At 67.6% G+C, this 17,046-nt stretch carries 17 protein-coding genes; 9 read left to right on the top strand and 8 right to left on the bottom strand.

The window, feature by feature from the left end; genetic code table 11:
• Positions 1–88: 88 nt before the first annotated feature.
• Positions 89–1,054: an AraC family transcriptional regulator gene (locus tag AC1DWT_RS11175; protein ID WP_206013761.1), complete on the top strand. Its 966-nt coding sequence runs from the start codon at positions 89–91 to the stop codon at positions 1,052–1,054.
• An 84-nt stretch (positions 1,055–1,138) separates the two neighbouring features.
• Positions 1,139–2,017 carry an alpha/beta fold hydrolase gene (locus tag AC1DWT_RS11170; RefSeq protein WP_206013760.1) on the top strand — a complete coding sequence of 293 codons (879 nt, stop codon included), beginning with the start codon at positions 1,139–1,141 and terminating at the stop codon, positions 2,015–2,017.
• A 19-nt stretch (positions 2,018–2,036) separates the two neighbouring features.
• Here AC1DWT_RS11170 and AC1DWT_RS11165 read toward each other — a convergent pair whose 3' ends face one another.
• Positions 2,037–2,729 (bottom strand): GntR family transcriptional regulator, encoded by a 693-nt coding sequence (locus AC1DWT_RS11165; RefSeq protein ID WP_072944554.1) that lies wholly within the window; start codon positions 2,727–2,729, stop codon positions 2,037–2,039.
• 253 nt (positions 2,730–2,982) lie between these two features.
• Here AC1DWT_RS11165 and AC1DWT_RS11160 point away from each other — a divergent pair, with 253 nt between their 5' ends.
• Complete coding sequence (locus AC1DWT_RS11160) at positions 2,983–4,269, top strand: MFS transporter (RefSeq protein ID WP_206013759.1); 1,287 nt, start codon at positions 2,983–2,985, stop codon at positions 4,267–4,269.
• 60 nt (positions 4,270–4,329) lie between these two features.
• On the opposite strand, the gene AC1DWT_RS11155 is transcribed toward AC1DWT_RS11160, so the two are convergent.
• The gene (locus AC1DWT_RS11155; protein WP_206013758.1) at positions 4,330–5,448 is read right to left on the bottom strand and encodes an NDMA-dependent alcohol dehydrogenase; all 1,119 of its coding nucleotides are present in this window, start codon (positions 5,446–5,448) and stop codon (positions 4,330–4,332) included.
• 37 nt (positions 5,449–5,485) lie between these two features.
• Positions 5,486–6,970 (bottom strand): aldehyde dehydrogenase family protein, encoded by a 1,485-nt coding sequence (locus tag AC1DWT_RS11150; RefSeq protein WP_206013757.1) that lies wholly within the window; start codon positions 6,968–6,970, stop codon positions 5,486–5,488.
• A gap of 143 nt (positions 6,971–7,113) precedes the next feature.
• Between AC1DWT_RS11150 and AC1DWT_RS11145 the strand changes: the two genes are divergently transcribed.
• The gene (locus AC1DWT_RS11145; protein WP_206013756.1) at positions 7,114–7,908 is read left to right on the top strand and encodes an N-acyl homoserine lactonase family protein; all 795 of its coding nucleotides are present in this window, start codon (positions 7,114–7,116) and stop codon (positions 7,906–7,908) included.
• Positions 7,909–7,940: 32 nt separating this feature from the next.
• Positions 7,941–8,834 (top strand): LysR family transcriptional regulator, encoded by an 894-nt coding sequence (locus AC1DWT_RS11140; RefSeq protein ID WP_206013755.1) that lies wholly within the window; start codon positions 7,941–7,943, stop codon positions 8,832–8,834.
• Here AC1DWT_RS11140 and AC1DWT_RS11135 read toward each other — a convergent pair.
• The 3 genes from AC1DWT_RS11135 to AC1DWT_RS11125 are packed head-to-tail and all read right to left on the bottom strand — an operon-like array spanning position 8,774 to position 10,780.
• Positions 8,774–9,643 (bottom strand): LysR family transcriptional regulator, encoded by an 870-nt coding sequence (locus tag AC1DWT_RS11135; RefSeq protein WP_206013754.1) that lies wholly within the window; start codon positions 9,641–9,643, stop codon positions 8,774–8,776. The two genes, AC1DWT_RS11140 and AC1DWT_RS11135, sit on opposite strands and share 61 nt — an antisense overlap.
• Positions 9,644–9,677: 34 nt before the next feature.
• Positions 9,678–10,421 (bottom strand): 3-oxoacyl-ACP reductase FabG, encoded by a 744-nt coding sequence (gene fabG / locus AC1DWT_RS11130; protein ID WP_206013753.1) that lies wholly within the window; start codon positions 10,419–10,421, stop codon positions 9,678–9,680.
• Complete coding sequence (locus tag AC1DWT_RS11125) at positions 10,418–10,780, bottom strand: AMP-binding enzyme (protein WP_206013752.1); 363 nt, start codon at positions 10,778–10,780, stop codon at positions 10,418–10,420. The genes fabG and AC1DWT_RS11125 overlap by 4 nt, the downstream gene beginning before the upstream one ends.
• 229 nt (positions 10,781–11,009) lie before the next feature.
• Here AC1DWT_RS11125 and AC1DWT_RS11120 point away from each other — a divergent pair, with 229 nt between their 5' ends.
• From AC1DWT_RS11120 to AC1DWT_RS11105, 4 genes are read left to right on the top strand one after another with little or no spacing between them, the layout of a single operon-like run.
• Positions 11,010–12,179: an acyl-CoA dehydrogenase family protein gene (locus AC1DWT_RS11120; protein WP_206013751.1), complete on the top strand. Its 1,170-nt coding sequence runs from the start codon at positions 11,010–11,012 to the stop codon at positions 12,177–12,179.
• Between the two features lie 3 nt (positions 12,180–12,182).
• Positions 12,183–13,406, top strand: a complete 1,224-nt coding sequence (locus AC1DWT_RS11115) for an acetyl-CoA C-acetyltransferase (protein WP_206013750.1) — start codon at positions 12,183–12,185, stop codon at positions 13,404–13,406.
• A gap of 44 nt (positions 13,407–13,450) precedes the next feature.
• A complete protein-coding gene (locus AC1DWT_RS11110) occupies positions 13,451–13,903 on the top strand; it encodes a MaoC family dehydratase (protein WP_206013749.1) in 453 nt (150 codons plus the stop codon).
• 13 nt (positions 13,904–13,916) lie between these two features.
• Complete coding sequence (locus tag AC1DWT_RS11105; protein WP_206013748.1) at positions 13,917–15,113, top strand: acetyl-CoA C-acetyltransferase; 1,197 nt, start codon at positions 13,917–13,919, stop codon at positions 15,111–15,113.
• Here the strand turns inward: AC1DWT_RS11105 and AC1DWT_RS11100 are convergent.
• Both AC1DWT_RS11100 and AC1DWT_RS11095 read right to left on the bottom strand, forming a co-directional pair.
• Complete coding sequence (locus AC1DWT_RS11100) at positions 15,110–16,546, bottom strand: MFS transporter (RefSeq protein ID WP_206013747.1); 1,437 nt, start codon at positions 16,544–16,546, stop codon at positions 15,110–15,112. The genes AC1DWT_RS11105 and AC1DWT_RS11100 overlap by 4 nt on opposite strands.
• A complete protein-coding gene (locus tag AC1DWT_RS11095; protein WP_206013746.1) occupies positions 16,530–16,958 on the bottom strand; it encodes a MarR family winged helix-turn-helix transcriptional regulator in 429 nt (142 codons plus the stop codon). Before AC1DWT_RS11095 ends, AC1DWT_RS11100 begins: the two co-directional genes overlap by 17 nt.
• Positions 16,959–17,046: the final 88 nt, after the last annotated feature.

The following is a 17,046-nucleotide window of genomic DNA, read 5'->3' as shown; positions in this document are numbered from 1 at the left end:
GTTCGTCCCAATATGATGTATTATTCTCACCGGCACTACGGCGGCGTGGGTGAAACCGGCCACGCCGGGTCTCAGGAGGTGGCGGCGCGTGAGCGACCGACAGCTGAACTTCCGCACGGCGGATCTCGATGCCGCGCACGCCCAGGTCACGAAGGCGTTCGCGGGTCACGACGTGCACGTGCCGGACGATCGAGAAGTGGACTTCCGGCTGGATCTCGCGCCGGCCCCGCGCTTGACGATCGGCCGGATGTCGTACGGGGCAGCGGTGACCCTGCACGGGCCGCCGATGCGACTCTGCTACCACGTGAATCTGCCCGTCACCGGTGCGAGCACGGTCGAGCAGGGCGGTGTGCGCCGAAGCTTCGTCGCGGGGGAGGCGGGTGTGGCGTTCGGGCCGCAGGCGCCCGTGCTGGTGCAGTGGAGTGCGGATTCGTGGCAGTACCACATCAAGTTGCCGAAAGACCCGCTCGAGGCGCACGCGGCGAAACTGACGGGCCGCCCGATCGGGGAGGAGATCCGCTTCGATCTGACGTTCGATCTGAGGTCCAGCGCCGCGCAGGCGCTCGTCGCGACCGCCGGGTTCCTGTACGCAGAACTCTCCCGGCCGGACGGCATCTCCACGATGCCCGCTGCCTGCCACGAACTCGAATCGGCCCTCATGACTCAACTGCTCATGACGGTGCCGAGTCAGCTCACCCCGGAACTGCACGGAAAGCCCCCTCACACCCGGCGGTCCAAGATCCGCGAGATCGTGGACTATGTCGACCGGCATCCGGAAGACGACATCACCACGGCCGATCTCGCGTCGATGGCCGGCGTGAGCGAACGCGCCCTGCAGGCGGGCTTCCGTGAGGTGGTCGGGATGTCGCCGACCGCCTATCTCCGGGGTGTTCGACTCGATCGGGTGCACCTCGATCTCGCGTGTGGCTCTTCGGGTTCCGTCACGGATATCGCCGCGCACTGGGGTTTCTACCATCCCGGCCGCTTCGCTCAGCAGTATCGGGCCCGGTTCGGCTTCCTACCCTCGGAGACCGTGCTGCGCTCACGACGCTGAGCCGGGGCTCCGCGTGCCGGTTCGGCCGGCGCGTGTACGGTGAGATTGCTATATATAATGTTTCACACTGCGGCGGGAGGCGGCATGACCGTGGCGGAATCCGTCCGGTGGGAGGTCCTGGAGTTCCGGGGCGCCCACGGCGACAAACTGATCGGCAACCGATGGACGTCCCCTCGCCGGAATCGGGGAACCGTGCTGCTGCTGCACGGCGGCGGTCAGACGCGGCACTCCTGGGAGCGCACCGCGCGACGGCTCGCAGGTGCGGGGTGGCAGGCGATCACGGTGGATGCCCGCGGGCACGGCGACAGCGCATGGTCGGCGACCGGCTACACGCTGGACTTCTTCGTCGCCGACCTCCATGCGACGATCGCGCAGATCGGCACCGCTCCCGTCGTCGTCGGGGCATCCCTGGGTGGGCGGACGGCGCTCGCGGCCGTGGGTGAGCGGCCCGGATCGGTGTCGGGTCTGGTGCTGGTGGACATCGCGCACCGGGTGGACCCGGACGGGCGGGAGCGGGTGAAGGGCTTCATGGCCGGCGCGCCGGACGGGTTCGCCACGCTCGAGGACGTCGCCGCCGCGGTCGACGCCTACCGGTCCGCGCCGCGACGACGCCGGAACCTGGACGGGCTGAGGAAGAATCTCCGGCAGCGGGCGGACGGCCGCTGGTACTGGCACTGGGATCCGCGGTTTCTCGAGTTCACGACGGACGGTGCGAACGTCGACGTCGACCGGCTGTCACGGGCGGCCCGTAACGTCACCGTGCCCACCCTGCTCGTCCGCGGGAAGAAGTCGGACATGGTCACCGCCGAGGCGGCCGCCGAGATCCGCGACCTGGTGCCGACGGCGGAGGTGGTCGAGGTGGGTGCCGGTCACATGGTCGCCGGCGACGACAACGACGTCTTCACCGCTCACCTGCAGGACTTTCTCGTCGGCCGGGTGCGTCAGCAGGTAGTGGACAGCTGACCGGCGAGGGGGTGGGCGATCAGCCTGCGTTCGCCTCGGCGTCGGTATCCCACAGCCCGCGCTGCTCGAGTTCGTCGATCAGGTGATCCGCGCCGTCCAGGATGTGCGACTCCATGATCGTCTTCGCCCTCTTGCCCGCGTGCTTCTTCAATGCATCGAGCAGGAGGGGATGTTCCTTCTGGGTCGTGGTGACATGACCCTCGATGGTGGCGTAGAAGCGGTTCGGAAGATTCGTGACGACGGAACCGAGGAGGCGGGCGAGACGCGGTGAGTCCGCGATCAGGTTGATCTTTCGGTGGAACGCGTGCCCGAGGGACGAAATGCGCTCGGTGTCGCCCTGTGCGATGGCGTCATCGTGCTGCTGCAGGATCCCCTCGAGTTCGGCGATCTGCTGCGGAGTGATGTTCTTCGCGGCCCGTGCGGCCAGTTCGGCGGCCAGCTGAGCCTGGGCCCAGAACAGATCCCGCACGTCCTGCTTCGTGAACGGGGCCACGACGAAGCCGCGCCGGGGGACCATCTCCACGAAGCCTTCGCTCCGCAGGGCGAGGAGTCCCTCGCGGACGGGTGTGGTGCTGACTCCGACGGCTTCGGCGATCCGCTCGATGCGGAGGAAGTCGCCGGCACGCACCTCGCCGGAGATGATCATCTCGCGGACGTACGTGGCAACTTCCTCGGGCAGTTGCTGTCGTCTTGACCTGTCATTCAGGGGCATCGTCGGTCGCACCTTCCCGGATTCGAAAGACTCGACATAATGTACCATCCGCGCCCGCGTGGCCGACCGCAGCCCGGAGCCGTGCCGGAACTATCCGATCGTCAGGGCGCGGGAGCGCGCGTGCCCTCGCGCGAATTCCTCGCAGTCGGGTCGGCCACAGTTCGGAGTCGACATAATCCACGACGCATCATATATTGTTCCGAGTGTGATCTGTGTCGCACCGGCTGTCGGTGCTACGAGCGAGAGGGACCTGATGAGCACAACGAAGGATTGGGCGTCGCGCGTGGGGATGCGCCCGTATCAGATTGCATCCGTGGTCTTCTGCATGTTCCTGAACATGCTGGACGGATACGACGTCCTCGTGATGGGTTTCGCGATGCCGCATCTGCCGGAGGGCTTCGCGACCAATCCGGAGAAGGGCTATCTGATCAGTGCCGCCCTCGCCGGGATGGCGGTCGGCGCGATCGGCCTCGCCCGCTTCGCGGACGTCATCGGCAGGCGGCGCATCCTGTTGGTCGGCCTCGCCGCCAACACCCTGGGCCTGACCGCGTCGGCGCTGTCGAACGGTTTCGCGATGCTCCTGGTGACCCGCTTCGTCACCGGCATCGCGATCGGGACCATCAGCGTCGTCATCATCGTCCTCTGCCAGGAGGTCGTCCCGCCCAATCGGCGAAGTGTGGCGCTCGGCCTGGTCATGGTCGGCTATCCGCTCGGCACGACGCTCGCGGGCTTCGCGGGCGCCGGACTCGTGGCACTGGCAGGCGGCGCGTGGCAGGGCATGTTCTGGATCGGCGCCGCGATGGGGGTCCTGTCGTTCGTGGTGACCGCCGCCTTCCTCCGCGAATCGGACGATTTCCTGGCCCGTAAGGGAACGAAGACGGAACCCGGCCAGGCGATCTCTGCGCCGCAGAGCGAGGTTCGTCTGCTCGGCCGGGAACTGCGGTCGCGCACACTCCTCCTGACGTTCGGATACTCGATGCTCACCGCCGGGTACTACTTCGTCGGCACGTGGACGCCGCAACTGATCAAGAACGCCAGTGGCGACGCGGGGAGCGGTGCGCTGGCCGGCATCATGATCAGCTTCGGTGCGGTGGTCGGAGGTTGCCTGTTCGGCGCGTTCGGGTTGCGGTTCCCCGGCGCGCGGATCGCGGTGATCACCTCGGCCGTGTCCGCCGCGGCGATCGCCGGGTTCGCACTCACGCTGCAGGGACCGTTTGCACTGGCCATGGCCGGACTTCTCGGCGCAGGCACCTTCGCGGCCATGTCCGGGTTCACCTCCACGTCGACGGCGGCGTACCCCGTGCTCGCGCGCGCCAAGGGCTACGGAGCGATGATGGGCGTCGCCCGCGCGGGTGCCATTCTGTCGCCGATCGTCGCGGGGTACGCGCTCAGCGTCATGACACCGCGCGCGATGTACCTCGCCGTCATCGTGCCTCTCGTGCTCGCGGCCGTCGCGGCGATCGCTCTCACCCGCATTACCCGAGACCAGGTCGGCAGCGAGTCGAGTCGGACGGCCCCGGCGCTCGCCACCACCGAATAGGCACGGGGCAAAGAAGGGCCGCTCGGGAGATCCCGAGCGGCCCTTCGTGTGTGCGAGTGGTCAGTCGAACAGGATGACGCCGCGGATGTTCTTGCCGTCCTTCAGGTCCCGGTATCCCTGATTGATCTCGTCGAGCCGGTAGGTGCGCGTGATCATGTCGTCGAGGTTGAGCTGTCCGGCCTTGTACATGTTCAGCAGCCGGTTGACGTCCCACGTGCCGTTCGTCGAGCCGAAGACGCATCCCTGCAAGCGCTTCTGGGAGAGGGTGAGGTCGGCGATCGGGATCGGAAGACCGACGCGGGAATGCTCGCCGACGGCAGTGACGACGACGGTGCCCGCCTTGCGGACCGAGGCGAGTGCCTGGGCGACGTGCTCGGGCTCGAGCACGCCGACGGTGATGACGAGGGCGTCCGCGCCCTGACCATTGGTGTACTGCTTGGCGAGTTCGGCTCCCTCCTCGATGGTCGCGACGGCGTGCGTGGCACCGAACATCTTGGCGCTGTCCCGTTTGAAGGCGACGGGGTCGACGGCGATGACGTGCGACGCGCCGGCGTGCCGGGCGCCCTGTAGCGCGGCGGAGCCGAGTCCGCCGATGCCCATCACGATGACGGTGTGCCCGGGTTCGACGTTGCCGAGGTTCACGGCCGATCCCCAGCCGGTGCTCACGCCGCAGCCGACGAGGCAGGCCTTGTCGAGCGGAATGTCCTTGTCGATCTTGACGACCGAGTTGATGGAGACCGTCGTCGTCTCGAGGAACGTGGAGATGCCGCACATCTGCCCGACCGGGGTTCCGTCGGTCGTCCGCACCCGGAACGTGCCGTCCGTCCAGCGCGGGCCTGCGAGGATCCCGGCGGCGAGATTGCAGAGGCTCTGCAGGTTGCTCGAGCACCAGCGGCAGTGGCCGCAGGACGGGATCGCGGAGAAGACGACGTGGTCACCGACCTCGATGCCCTTGTAGTTGGGGGACGCTTTCGTCACGATGCCTGCGCCCTCGTGTCCGAGCGCGAACGGGTACATGCCGACGGGAATGTCCCCGGTGACGTGATGGTCGTCGGAGTGGCACATGCCGCTCGCGACGAGTTTGACCTGGACCTCGTCGTCGCGGGGATCCTCCAGCTCGAGGTCGATCACCTCCAGTTCGCCGGGGACCTGCCGGATGACTGCGCCGCGAGTTCTCATGCTTCTCCTTGGGGTTGGTGAATGGGATGTGCTCGTGTCAGTCGGCGAGCCGGGTGACCACGGACTTCGTCTCGAGGTACTCGGCGAGCGCCTCGGCGCCGTTCTCGCGGCCCCAGCCGGACTGCTTGTATCCGCCGACCGGCATCTGCACGCCGCCCGCGCGGTGGACGTTGATGCCGATTCGGCTCGCCCGCAGCCGATGAGCGATCGAGTGGGCGCGGGCGACGTCGCGCGTCCAGACGCTGCCGGCGAGGCCGTACTCGGTGTCGTTGGCGGCGGCGACGGCGTCGTCGAGGTCGGTGAACGTCACGACACCCAGCACCGGGCCGAAGATCTCTTCGCGGATCATCGCCATCGACGGGTCGGCGTCGACCACCACGGTCGGTTCGTAGAAGTAGCCGGTGTCACCGATTCGGTTGCCGCCGGAGACAACCCGCGCCCCGGCCGCGACGCCGCTCTCGACGTATCCGTGCACCCGGTCGAGGTGCCGTTGTGAGATGAGGGGCCCGAGGTCGGCGTCCGGGTCGGTGCCGTAGCCGACCTTCAGGTTGCGACCGAACTCGGCGACCCCGTCGGATACCTCGTCGGCGATGTCCCGATGAACGAACAGCCGGGAGCCGGACGTGCAGATCTGTCCGGAGTTCCAGAAGATTCCGGTGGCGACGCCCGGGATTACGGTGTCCAGGTCCGCGTCCGGCAGCACGATCATCGCCGACTTGCCGCCGAGTTCGAGCGAGACCTTCTTGAGGTTGCCCGCGGCGGCGTGCACGATCTGCCTGCCGACGTGGGTCGACCCAGTGAAACTCACCTTGTCGACGCCGGGGTGCGCGGCGAGCGGAGCACCGACCCGCGGCCCGAATCCGGTGACGACGTTGACGACGCCGGGCGGCAACCCGGCGTCGAGGAGCAGTCGGCCTACGGCGAGCGCGCTGAGGGACGCCTCCTCGGAGGGCTTGAGCACGCACGAGCATCCGGCTGCGAGCGCCGGTGCCAGCTTCTGCGCGGTCGCGACGACGGGTGCGTTCCACGGCACGATCAGCGCGGCCACGCCGACCGCTTCCTTGCGGGTGTATCCCTGGAATCGCATTTCCGCAGGGCCGATCTCGACGCTCTTGCCCTCGACCTTGTCCGCCCAGCCGGCGAAGTACCGGAACTGATTGACCGCCTCGCCGACCATGAGGCGCGCCTGGGAGACCAGCATGCCCGCGTCCATGCTCTCCAGTGCGGCGAGGTCGTCGGCCCGTTTCTCCAGCAGGTCGGCGATGCGCCACAGGATCAGCGACCGTTGCTGGCCCGACAGCCGCAGCCAGCGCCCGTCGTCGAAGGAGCGGCGCGCGGCGGCCACCGCGGCGTCGACGTCGGCTTCGGTGCCTTCGGCGACCCGGGCCACCTGTAATCCGGTGCCGGGATCGATCGCGGGAAACGACGCGCCCTCGGCCGCGGGCACCCAGGAACCGTCGATCAGGAGTCGTTCCGGCTCGATGAGTTCTTTCAGTGCCTGCGCACCCGTGGTCGATGTCATCTGCTACCTCCGACTGGTTCCTGCCCTATGGTGCATAGTACAGAATATATAAAACCAGTTGTGATGCACGGTGCTTTGTATATCATGCGTGACGCGGCTCACGCGGTGCCGCGACTTCCCTTCCGGGCTCGAGGAGGCACGACGTGGCCAGTTCCGGCACCATCAAACATTTGTGGGCGCTCGACGCACCCATGCTGAAAGTCGACAAAAGCATCATGATCCTGGGCGCAGGTGGTGAACTGGTGTCGCTGCCCTCGCCTTCGTTCCTGATCGAGCACGCGGAGCACGGACTGCTCATTTTCGACACCGGCCTCGCCGGGGCAGGCGATCCCGCGTCCACCTACGGCCCGCTCGCCGAACTGTTCGCGATCGAATTCCCCGCCGAGCGTGCCCTCGACCGCCAGTTGGAGTCGCTCGGATTCTCCACGGCCGACGTCGAGCGGGTGGTGATCTCGCATCTGCACTTCGATCACACCGGCGGCCTCGAGCATTTCGCCGGGGCGCAGGGATACATCGGATCCGGAGAGCTGCGGTACGCGCGCACACCCGACAATCACGTCACGGGCTTCTTTCGGCAGGAAGATCTCGACGCGGCCGAGAGGATCGACTGGTGCGAAGTGCCTGCCGGATACGACCACGACGTGTTCGGCGACGGCAGCGTCGTCGTGCTGTCGCTGCCCGGGCACACGCCGGGTTCGCTCGGGCTGAAACTCCGCCTGCCGGACGGCAGCACGCTGGTCCTGTCCGGCGACGTCGCGCACATCCAGGACAACATCAGCTGCTGCGTCGGCATGCCCGCCGACTCCGATACCGTCGGCGCGATCGAATCGCTGAAGAAGCTCAAACTGCTTCGCAGTCAGCCCAACACGACCGTGGTGGTCAACCACGACATCGACGACTGGAATCGCCTCCGCGCGAACGGGCGGCAGGTCGTCTAGGCCCCGGACCCCGTGGTCGCTAGACTCGGGTGGTGGACATCCGGGACGCCGAATACCTGGTCGCCGTGGCCGATCACGGCAGCGTCACCGAGGCTGCGCGGGCGCTGTTCATCGCGCAGCCGTCGCTGTCGCAGGCGATCCGCACTCTCGAACGCGATCTGGGTGTCGAACTGTTCGATCGCGGGGGACGGAAACTGCGGATCACCCCGGCGGGCGCGTCGTTCGCGCATGCGGCGCGGCAGGTGCTCGCGGACGTCGCGCGGGCTCGAGCCGTCGTGCACGATGTCGCCGAACTGCGGTCGGGCACGCTCACGATCGCCGTTCTCAATTCGCTTGCTGCCGATCCGCTTCCGCGTCTCGTCGGCCGATTCCACCGGCAGTTTCCGAGTGTGGTCCTGTCCACGGTGTCGGCGGACGGTCCCGACGGCGTCGGCCGCGCGGTCCGGTCGGGGGAGTGCGACCTCGGGCTCACCGAACTGCTCGTCGACCAGCAGGGCCTCGAGTTCCGGACGGTGGGGGACCAGGAGATCGTGCTCGCACTGCACGCCGATCTGGCGATCGAACTCCCCGATCCGGTGCCCGTCGGCCTGCTCGCCGACATTCCGATGATCGTCGAGATCGGGTCGCGCCCACGACTGCCGGTGAACAACATCGCCGTCGAATGTGCGCATCGCCAGTCGATGTGGGAACTGGTGGTCCAGGGGGCGGGGGCGACCCTGCTCCCGCGGCGCGTCGCCGAGCAGGAACTACCGGGCGTCGTGGTCCGCTCGCTCGCGCCGCCCGAGGTGCGCACCGTGGGGATCGTCCACCGGCCGGATCCGCTTCCGCCTGCCGCGGCGGCGTTCATCACTGCGCTCGACGAAACTCACGGCGCGAGCGTGCCGAGGAACGCGCGTCCGGCGGGCGAGAGCCTGGCCTCGTCGTAGATCACCCCGTACGGGGCGGTGATCGGCGGGTCGAGTGGGCAGATTCGTGCTCCGCCGCCGGCGGCCCGCTCCGCAAGGGTGCGTTCCATGAACGACATTCCGACACCCTCGACGACGAACGCGCCGACTGCTTCCCGCTGCTCGACGACGGCCGACAGGGTGGTCCGCCTTCCCGCGGCCTGCAGTGCCTTCTCGATGACGGTGCGCGAAGACGATTCCTTGGGCAGCCCCACCACGGGAATGTCCGGAAGGTCGTCGAGCGGGAACGGATCCCGCCAGGTGATCTCGGCGTCGTGCGGAACCACCAGCCAGTATTCGTGGGTTCCGAGGACGCGGGTCGTCAATCCTGGTGCGGAAAAAGGAAAATGACTGAAGGCGATCTCGCAGTGTCCGTCTCGGATCAGCGACGCGACGACGTCGACCGGACGCAGGTCGGCGAGCCGGACGACGACACCCGGATACTGCTTACGGAAGGACCCGATCAGTTCCGTGACAGGGCCTTCCGCGACGTGCGCCGACGCGCAGATGTCGAGGCGGCCGCGCGGCAGCCCCGAGACGTCGACCAATGAGCTCTCGGCGGCCACCAGGTCTCGCACGATCTGCCGCGCAGGACCGACGAACGCCTTTCCCGCCGCGCTCAGCACGAGGCCGCGGCCCACGCGGTGGAACAGGTCGACACCGAGGTCACGCTCGAGATTGCGCAGCCCCTTCGACAACGACGGCTTCGTGACGCCCAGGGCCTCGGCCGCGAGCGCGAGGCCGTCGTTGTCGACGGTGGCGAGAAAGTACTCCACGTGACGCGACTCCACCAGTGAAGACTACTGCGTGAAGTCGCGCCGGCTGTCAGATGTGACGTCCGCCGGTGACTTCGAGGACGGTGCCCGTCATGTAGCTGGACAGGTCGGACGCGAGGAACAGTGCAACGTTCGCGATCTCCTCGGGCTCGGCGCCGCGGCCCATCGGGACCTCCTTGAGCTTCGCCTCGATGATGTCGGCGCGCAGGGCCCGGATCATGTCGGTGTTCACCACGCCGGGCTGGATCGCGTTGACCCGGACGCCTAGGTGGGCGACCTCCTTCGCGGCGGCCTTGGTCAGGCCCACCATGCCGGCCTTCGCGGCGCTGTAGTTGGTCTGCCCGACCATGCCGACCTTGCCGGAGATCGACGAGATGTTGACGATCGAGCCCTTGCCCGCCTCCCGCATCGCGATCGACGCGATCTGGGTGCCCAGCCACGCGCCCTGCAGGTGCACGTCGATGACGGAGCGGAAATCGGCGAGCGACATCTTGCGCAGAGTCGCGTCGCGGGTGATGCCGGCGTTGTTGACCCACACATCCATCGCGCCGAAACTGTCGAGCGCCGTCTTGCCCAGATTCTGCATCTGGTTTGGGTCGGTCACGTCACAGGCCACGGCGACGGCCTGGAAGCCGTCGGCCTCGAGCTTGGCGGCGGCGCCCTTCACGTTGTCGGCGTGCATGTCGCCGAGGACGACCGATGCGCCCTCGCTCGCGAACTTCCTGGCCATCTCGAAACCGATGCCCTGGGCTGCGCCCGTGACGACGGCGACCCGTCCCTCGAGAAGTGTCATGTGTGTGTTCCTTCCTCAGTTGTACGAACGTCTTCGGCGTGCGGGTTCAGGCGGTCGCGCAGCGCGGACCGCAGGACCGCACCCCGCGGGGACAGGGGCAACTCGTCGACGAACACCACTTCCCGCACCTTCTTGTACGGCGGCACCGCGGCGGCCACGAACTCGATCAGTTCCTCGGCGGTCGGGTGCGCGGCGTCCGCCACCACGAACGCGACCGGCATCTCCCCGACCCCGGGGACGGAGCGGCCGACCACCACGGCGTCGTGAACGCCTCGCCGTGACAGCAGCAACTGTTCGAGTTCCTGCGGATCGACGGTGTAGCCCTTGTAGAGGAGTGCATCCTCGGGTCTGCCAACCATGTCGAATATCGAATTCCATCTCGCCGGGAGTTTGTTTGTTCGCGAATACGCCCGAATTGAAATCCGGGCGGTCGACATCTATTCAAGTGCCTCGGACGGCCGTGGTCAAAGACGCGGAAGGAAACCGACAGTTGCCTTCTTCCTATGGGTCGTAAACAGCCTCTGTGCTGGGATTTCTCGTTCGGAGGGCGCGCTTGACAGCGGGGCCTGGTTGCTGGATATTCACCTCATGGCTGAACGTGAAGTGAATGACGAAGACTTCAAGGACATTCTCGCGCAGACGAGGACCTTTATTCAGAAGGAAGTAATTCCCAGGGAAAATGAAATCGCGGAAAAGGATCTGATTCCGGACGACATTCGCCGTAAGGCGGCGGAGATGGGTCTGTTCGGGTACGCCATCCCGCAGCAGTGGGGCGGGCTCGGACTCGATCTCACGCAGGACGTGGAAATGGCGATGGAGTTCGGGTACACGAGCCTGGCGTTGCGGTCGATGTTCGGCACCAACAACGGGATCGCCGGCCAGGTGCTGGTGAATTTCGGTACGGACGAGCAGAAGTCGGAATGGCTCGAGCGCATCGCGTCCGGCGACGTGGTCGCCTCGTTCGCGCTGACCGAGCCGGAGGCCGGATCGAACCCGGCGGGCCTGACCACGCGCGCCGCCCTGAAGGACGGCAAGTGGACGATCAACGGCACCAAGCGGTTCATCACCAACGCGCCGCTGGCCGATCTGTTCGTCGTGTTCGCGCGCACCCGTCCCGCCGACGAGACCGGCACCGGCATCGCGGTGTTCCTCGTCCCCGCCGACACCGCCGGTGTCGTGGTCGGGCCGAAGGACAAGAAGATGGGCCAGGAGGGTGCCTGGACGTCCGAGGTGGCGTTCGACGACGTCGTCGTCGCCGAGTCCGCGCTGGTCGGCGGCAGTGAGGAAGCCGGCTACCGCGCCGCCATGACGTCTCTCGCCCGCGGCCGCGTCCACATAGCGGCGCTCGCGGTGGGCAGCGCCCAGCGTGCGCTCGACGAGTCCGTTGCCTTCGCGGCGGTCACGAAGCAGGGCGGCACCCCGATCGGCGACTTCCAGCTGGTGCAGGCCATGCTCGCCGACCAGCAGGTGGGCGTGTCCACGGGCCGCGCGCTGGTCCGGGACGCGGCGCAGAAGTACGTCAGCGGCGAGGACCGCCGGATCTCCCCGTCCGTTGCGAAGCTGTACTGCACGGAGATGGTAGGCAAGGTCGCCGATCTGGCGGTGCAGGTCCACGGCGGATCCGGATATATGAGAGACGTTCCGGTGGAACGGATCTACCGTGAGGTCCGGCTGCTGCGCCTGTACGAGGGCACCAGCGAGATCCAGCGCCTGATCATCGGCGGCGGCCTCGTCCGCGAAGCCAAGAAAGCACTCTGAGCCATGTACCACGCAGTGATCTGTGAACCTGTCCGCACCCCCGTCGGGGGATTCGGCGGCATCTACCGCGACATCCCCGTCACCACCCTCGCGTCGACGGTGCTGAAGGGCCTGATCGAGCGGACGTCGCTGACGTCCGAGGACATCGACGACGTCATCTTCGGTCAGGGCTACGCCAACGGTGAGGCGGCGGCCATCGGCCGGATCGCTGCGCTCGACGCCGGTCTCGACGTCACCGTGCCCGGCATCCAGCTCGACCGCCGGTGCGGCTCCGGACTCCAGGCCGTGATCTACGCGGCCATGCAGGTGCAGACCGGGATGAGCGATCTGGTGATCGCGGGCGGCGCCGAGTCGATGAGCCAGACCGAGTTCTACAGCACCGGAATGCGCTGGGGCGTCAAGGGCGCGTCGGTGGAGTTCCACGATCGGCTGGCCAAGCCCCGCACCAACTCCGGCGGCGTGAACTTCCCCGTCGAGGGCGGCATGATCGAAACCGCGGAGAACCTCCGCCGCGAGTACTCGATCACCCGCGAGGAGCAGGACGCGTACGCCGCCGAATCCCATGCGCGTGCGATCCGCGCGCAGGACGGCGGTCTGTTCGACGCCGAGACGATCCCGGTGACGGTGCCCGGCAAGCGCGGCAAGGACCCTGTCGTCCACACCACCGACGAGCACCCGCGCCGCGACGTCACCGTCGAATCGCTGTCGGCGCTGCGGCCCATCCGGTCGCGCGTCGACCCGGAGGCGACCGTCACCGCGGGCAACGCGTGCGGCCAGAACGACGCTGCCGCGGCCGCGATCGTCACCACCCCCGAGAACGCGGAACGTCTCGGCCTGCGCCCGTTCGCCCGGCTCGTCAGCTGGGGCGTCGCCGGCGTGGAGCCGAACCGGATGGGCATCGGCCCGGTTCCGGCCGTCGACAAGGCCCTCACCCGGGCGAAGCTCACCCTGAACGACATCGATCTCCTCGAGATCAACGAGGCGTTCGCGGCGCAGGTGCTGGCGTGCGCACGGGAGTGGAAGTTCGACGAGTCCGACATGCGAGACCGGTTCAACGTCAACGGATCCGGCATCTCCCTCGGTCACCCCGTCGGCGCCACCGGTGGCCGCATCCTGGCCAACCTGCTCCGCGAACTCGACCGCCGCCAGGCCCGCTACGGCATCGAGACGATGTGCATCGGCGGCGGCCAGGGCATCGCGGCCGTATTCGAGAACGTGAACATCTGACCGTCCCCACCCTGCCCGGTACCGGGCCGACCCGAAGAGAGCTCATGCGCGTATTTCAGAACATCGACGACGTCGAAGCCGCAGTCGGTGAACATCTCGGCCACAGTGACTGGTTCGAGATCACGCAGGACCGCGTGAACATGTTCGCCGACGCCACCGGCGACCACCAGTGGATCCACGTCGACCCCGAGCGTGCCGCCGAGGGCCCGTTCGGCGCCCCCATCGCCCACGGCTACCTCACGCTGTCGTTGCTGCCGAAGCTCGGAGCCGACCTGATGCGCGTCGAGGGCACGAAACTGACGATCAACTACGGCCTCAACAAGGTTCGCTTCCCGAAGCCGGTGAAGGTGGGAGCGTCGATCCGGGTCGGCGGCGAGATCGCGGCGTTCGAGCACACGAAGCAGGGCGCGCAGGTCGTCGTCAAGTACACCATCGAGATCAAGGGCGAGGACAAGCCGGCGTGCGTCGCCGAGACCGTCCGCGTCCTGGTCTCCTGAAACGAGGAACAACATGCGAAGAGCAGCGCTGGTCGCCCCCGTCCGCACCGCCGTCGGCCGCTTCGGCGGCGGACTGCGCGACGTACCCGCCGAGAGCCTTGCGGCCGCCGTCATCAAGGAGACCGTCGCACGGTCGGGCATCGACCCCGAACTCATCGAGGACGTCGCGATGGGGCAGTCGTACGCCAACTCCGAGGCGCCGTGCATCGGACGGTGGGCCGCACTCGAAGCGGGACTGCCGATCTCCGTCGCCGGACTGCAGACCGACCGCCGCTGCGGCACCGGACTGCAGGCCCTCGTGACCGCGTCGATGATGGTGCAGACAGGCGCCGCGGACGTCGTCCTCGCCGGCGGTGTCGAGTCGATGAGCAACATCGAGCACTACACCACCGGGGCCCGGTGGGGCACCCGCGCCGGGTCGCTGAACCTCTACGACCGCCTGGACCGCGGCCGGGAGCGCTCCCAGCCGGAGTGGCGGTTCGGGAAGATCAGCGGAATGATCGAGACCGCCGAGAACGTCGCGGCACGGTGCGGAATCGGCCGCGAGGAATCCGACGCGTTCGCCACCGACAGTCACGCCAAGGCCCATGCAGCCTGGGAGGCAGGCAAGTTCGACGACGAGGTGATCGAAGTGAAGATCACCGACCGCAAGGGCAACGTCTCCGTGGTGGCGCGTGACGAGGGCATCCGCCCGGACACCACCGCCGAGTCGCTGGCGCGGCTGCGCAGTGTCGTCAAGGACGGTGTCGTCACCGCAGGAAACGCGAGTCAGCAGAACGACGCGGCGTCGTCGATGCTCGTCGTCGCCGAGGACAAACTCGACGAACTCGGGCTCGAGCCGATGGGTTTCCTCACCGGGTGGGCCGCCGCCGGGTGTGAACCGGGACTGATGGGACTCGGCCCGGTCGCGGCCGCGTCGAAGCTGTTCCGCCGCACCGGTGCGAGTTTCGACGACTTCACGCTGATCGAGCTGAACGAGGCGTTCGCCTGCCAGGTGCTCGGGGTCCTGAAGGAGTGGGGTTTCGAAGACCGGGACCGCCTCAACGTCAACGGTTCCGGCATCTCGCTCGGACACCCGATCGGCGCCACGGGCGCACGGATGACGACCACCGCGCTGCACGAGTTGAAGCGGCGGGGCGGCGGCAAGGCGCTCGTCACCATGTGCATCGGCGGTGGGCAGGGAATGGCCGCCGTCGTCGAGGGTGTCTAGCTCCGACTGACCCGGGCGTCCGCCGGCTCCGATGCCGGGGCCGGCGGACGCGACATCACGTTGTTGACGAGCAGCGCCGCGAAGACCACCGCGCACCCGATGGCGCCGACGGCGAGAGCCGTCTTGATCCCACCCTCGGTGGGGTGCAGGTCCGGTGCCAGGTTCGCGGCGAGCACCGCGCCCGCGACGGCGCTGCCGAACGAACCGCCCACGGTGCGCAGCACCTGGTTGAAGCTTGCGGCGCTGCCGAGTTCGGTGTCCGCGACGCTACGGGCGATCAGGGCAGGCATCGCCGCATACGTCATGCCCATGCCCATCCCGAACCCGAACATGCCGATCAGGATTTCCCACAGTTCGTCGTGGGCGAACCACAGGAGCACGCTCGAGGCCGTCACGAGGCCCGCGCCGGAGAGCAGCAGCGTCCGCATGCGCACCCGCTGCGAAAGCGCGCGCACGAGTCGGTTCGCGCCGAAACTCGCCACCGACAGCGGAAGCATCACGAATCCGGCCCAGAACAGCGGCAGCGCGATGCCGTACCCGGTGGAGGCGGGCGCCTGCGCGATGAGGCTGCCGATCGAGAGTCCGATATACATCGTGGCGCCGAGACCGATCGCGGTGCTGTTCGCGACCAGCACGTCGCCGTTGCGCAGCACCCGCAGGTTGATCAGCGGATTCGCGGTGCGCAGTTCCACCACGCACCACACCGTCAGCAGTATCGCCGCCGCGGCAAAGAATCCGACGGTCCACGAAGAGGCCCATCCCCACCGCGATCCCTCGCTGACGCCGACGAGCAGTGACGCGAGACCCGTTCCGACCAGCAGAGCGCCGGGGACGTCGAGAGTGCACCGAGGTGCCCGCTCGTCCGGTCCCGCGGGAATCACCCGCCAGACGACGACGATGGTGGTGATCAGGAACAGTGCCGCGAACCAGAAGGCGAAGCGGAACCCGAGAAGGTCGGCGAGGATGCCGGTCAGGGGGTATCCGAGCCCAAGACCGGTAGTCACCGTCACCGACAGGCTGGAGATGCCGACGCGGGCCTGGCTGTCGGGGAGGTAGCGGCGGGCGAGCGCGATCGTCACCGGAACGATCCCGTACGTGAGTCCCTGCAGAGCGCGCCCGATCAGGAAGACGGTGAAGTTGGGAGCCGACGCGGCGATGATCGAGCCGACGAGGATCGTCGCCAGGGAGCACAGCAGCAGGCGCTTCTTGTGGGGTCCGTCGCTCAGCCGGCCCATGATCGGCGTGGCGATCGCCCCGACCAGGAGGTTGACGGTGAGCATCCACTGTCCCGTGCTCACCTCGACGTGCATGTCCTGGGAGATCGTGGGCACCAGCAGCATGCCGAGGGAACTGACGACCGCGGTGGTCAGGGCGGCATAGGCGAGGGCGGGCAGTAACCGGGGACGTGTCGCGGCTTCAGTCGGTGGGTGCATCGTCCACCAACTTGCGCAGAATCGGGACCAGGGAGTCCAGAGTCGCTTTCTCTTCCGCCGTCAACCGCTCCGCGATGGCGTGTTCCAGCCACTCCAGGCCCTTCGACCGCTCCTGCGCCAGCCTCTCTAGACCGGCATCGGTGAGCTCGATCCAGATCCGGCGCCGGTCTTGCTCGTCGGGGGTGCGCGCCACCAGGCCGAGACCTTCGAGTTCGCGCACGGCCGTCGCGATCGCCTGCGGCGTGATCTTCTCGGCCGACGCGAGGGTCGAGGCCGACGTCCGTCCGTGCTTCGACAGGTACGCGAGCACACCTATCTTTCCCACGGAGATCGTCCTGCCCGCGGTGAGCTGTCGCCAGATCGGGCGCAATGCTTCCCGCAGAACCTGTGCGGTGGCCTGTTCGGTGATCATGAGCAAAGCGTACAACCCAATTGATCAATTTAGTTGTCTAAATGGGGAGGCTCACACCGCCCACCGCACGATCGCCCGTAGCGGACAG

It is taken from the genome of Rhodococcus sp. P4_B6, assembly GCF_056402215.1.
Note: the sequence above shows the minus strand (reverse complement) of the source record. Positions and strands in the feature narration are given on the sequence as shown.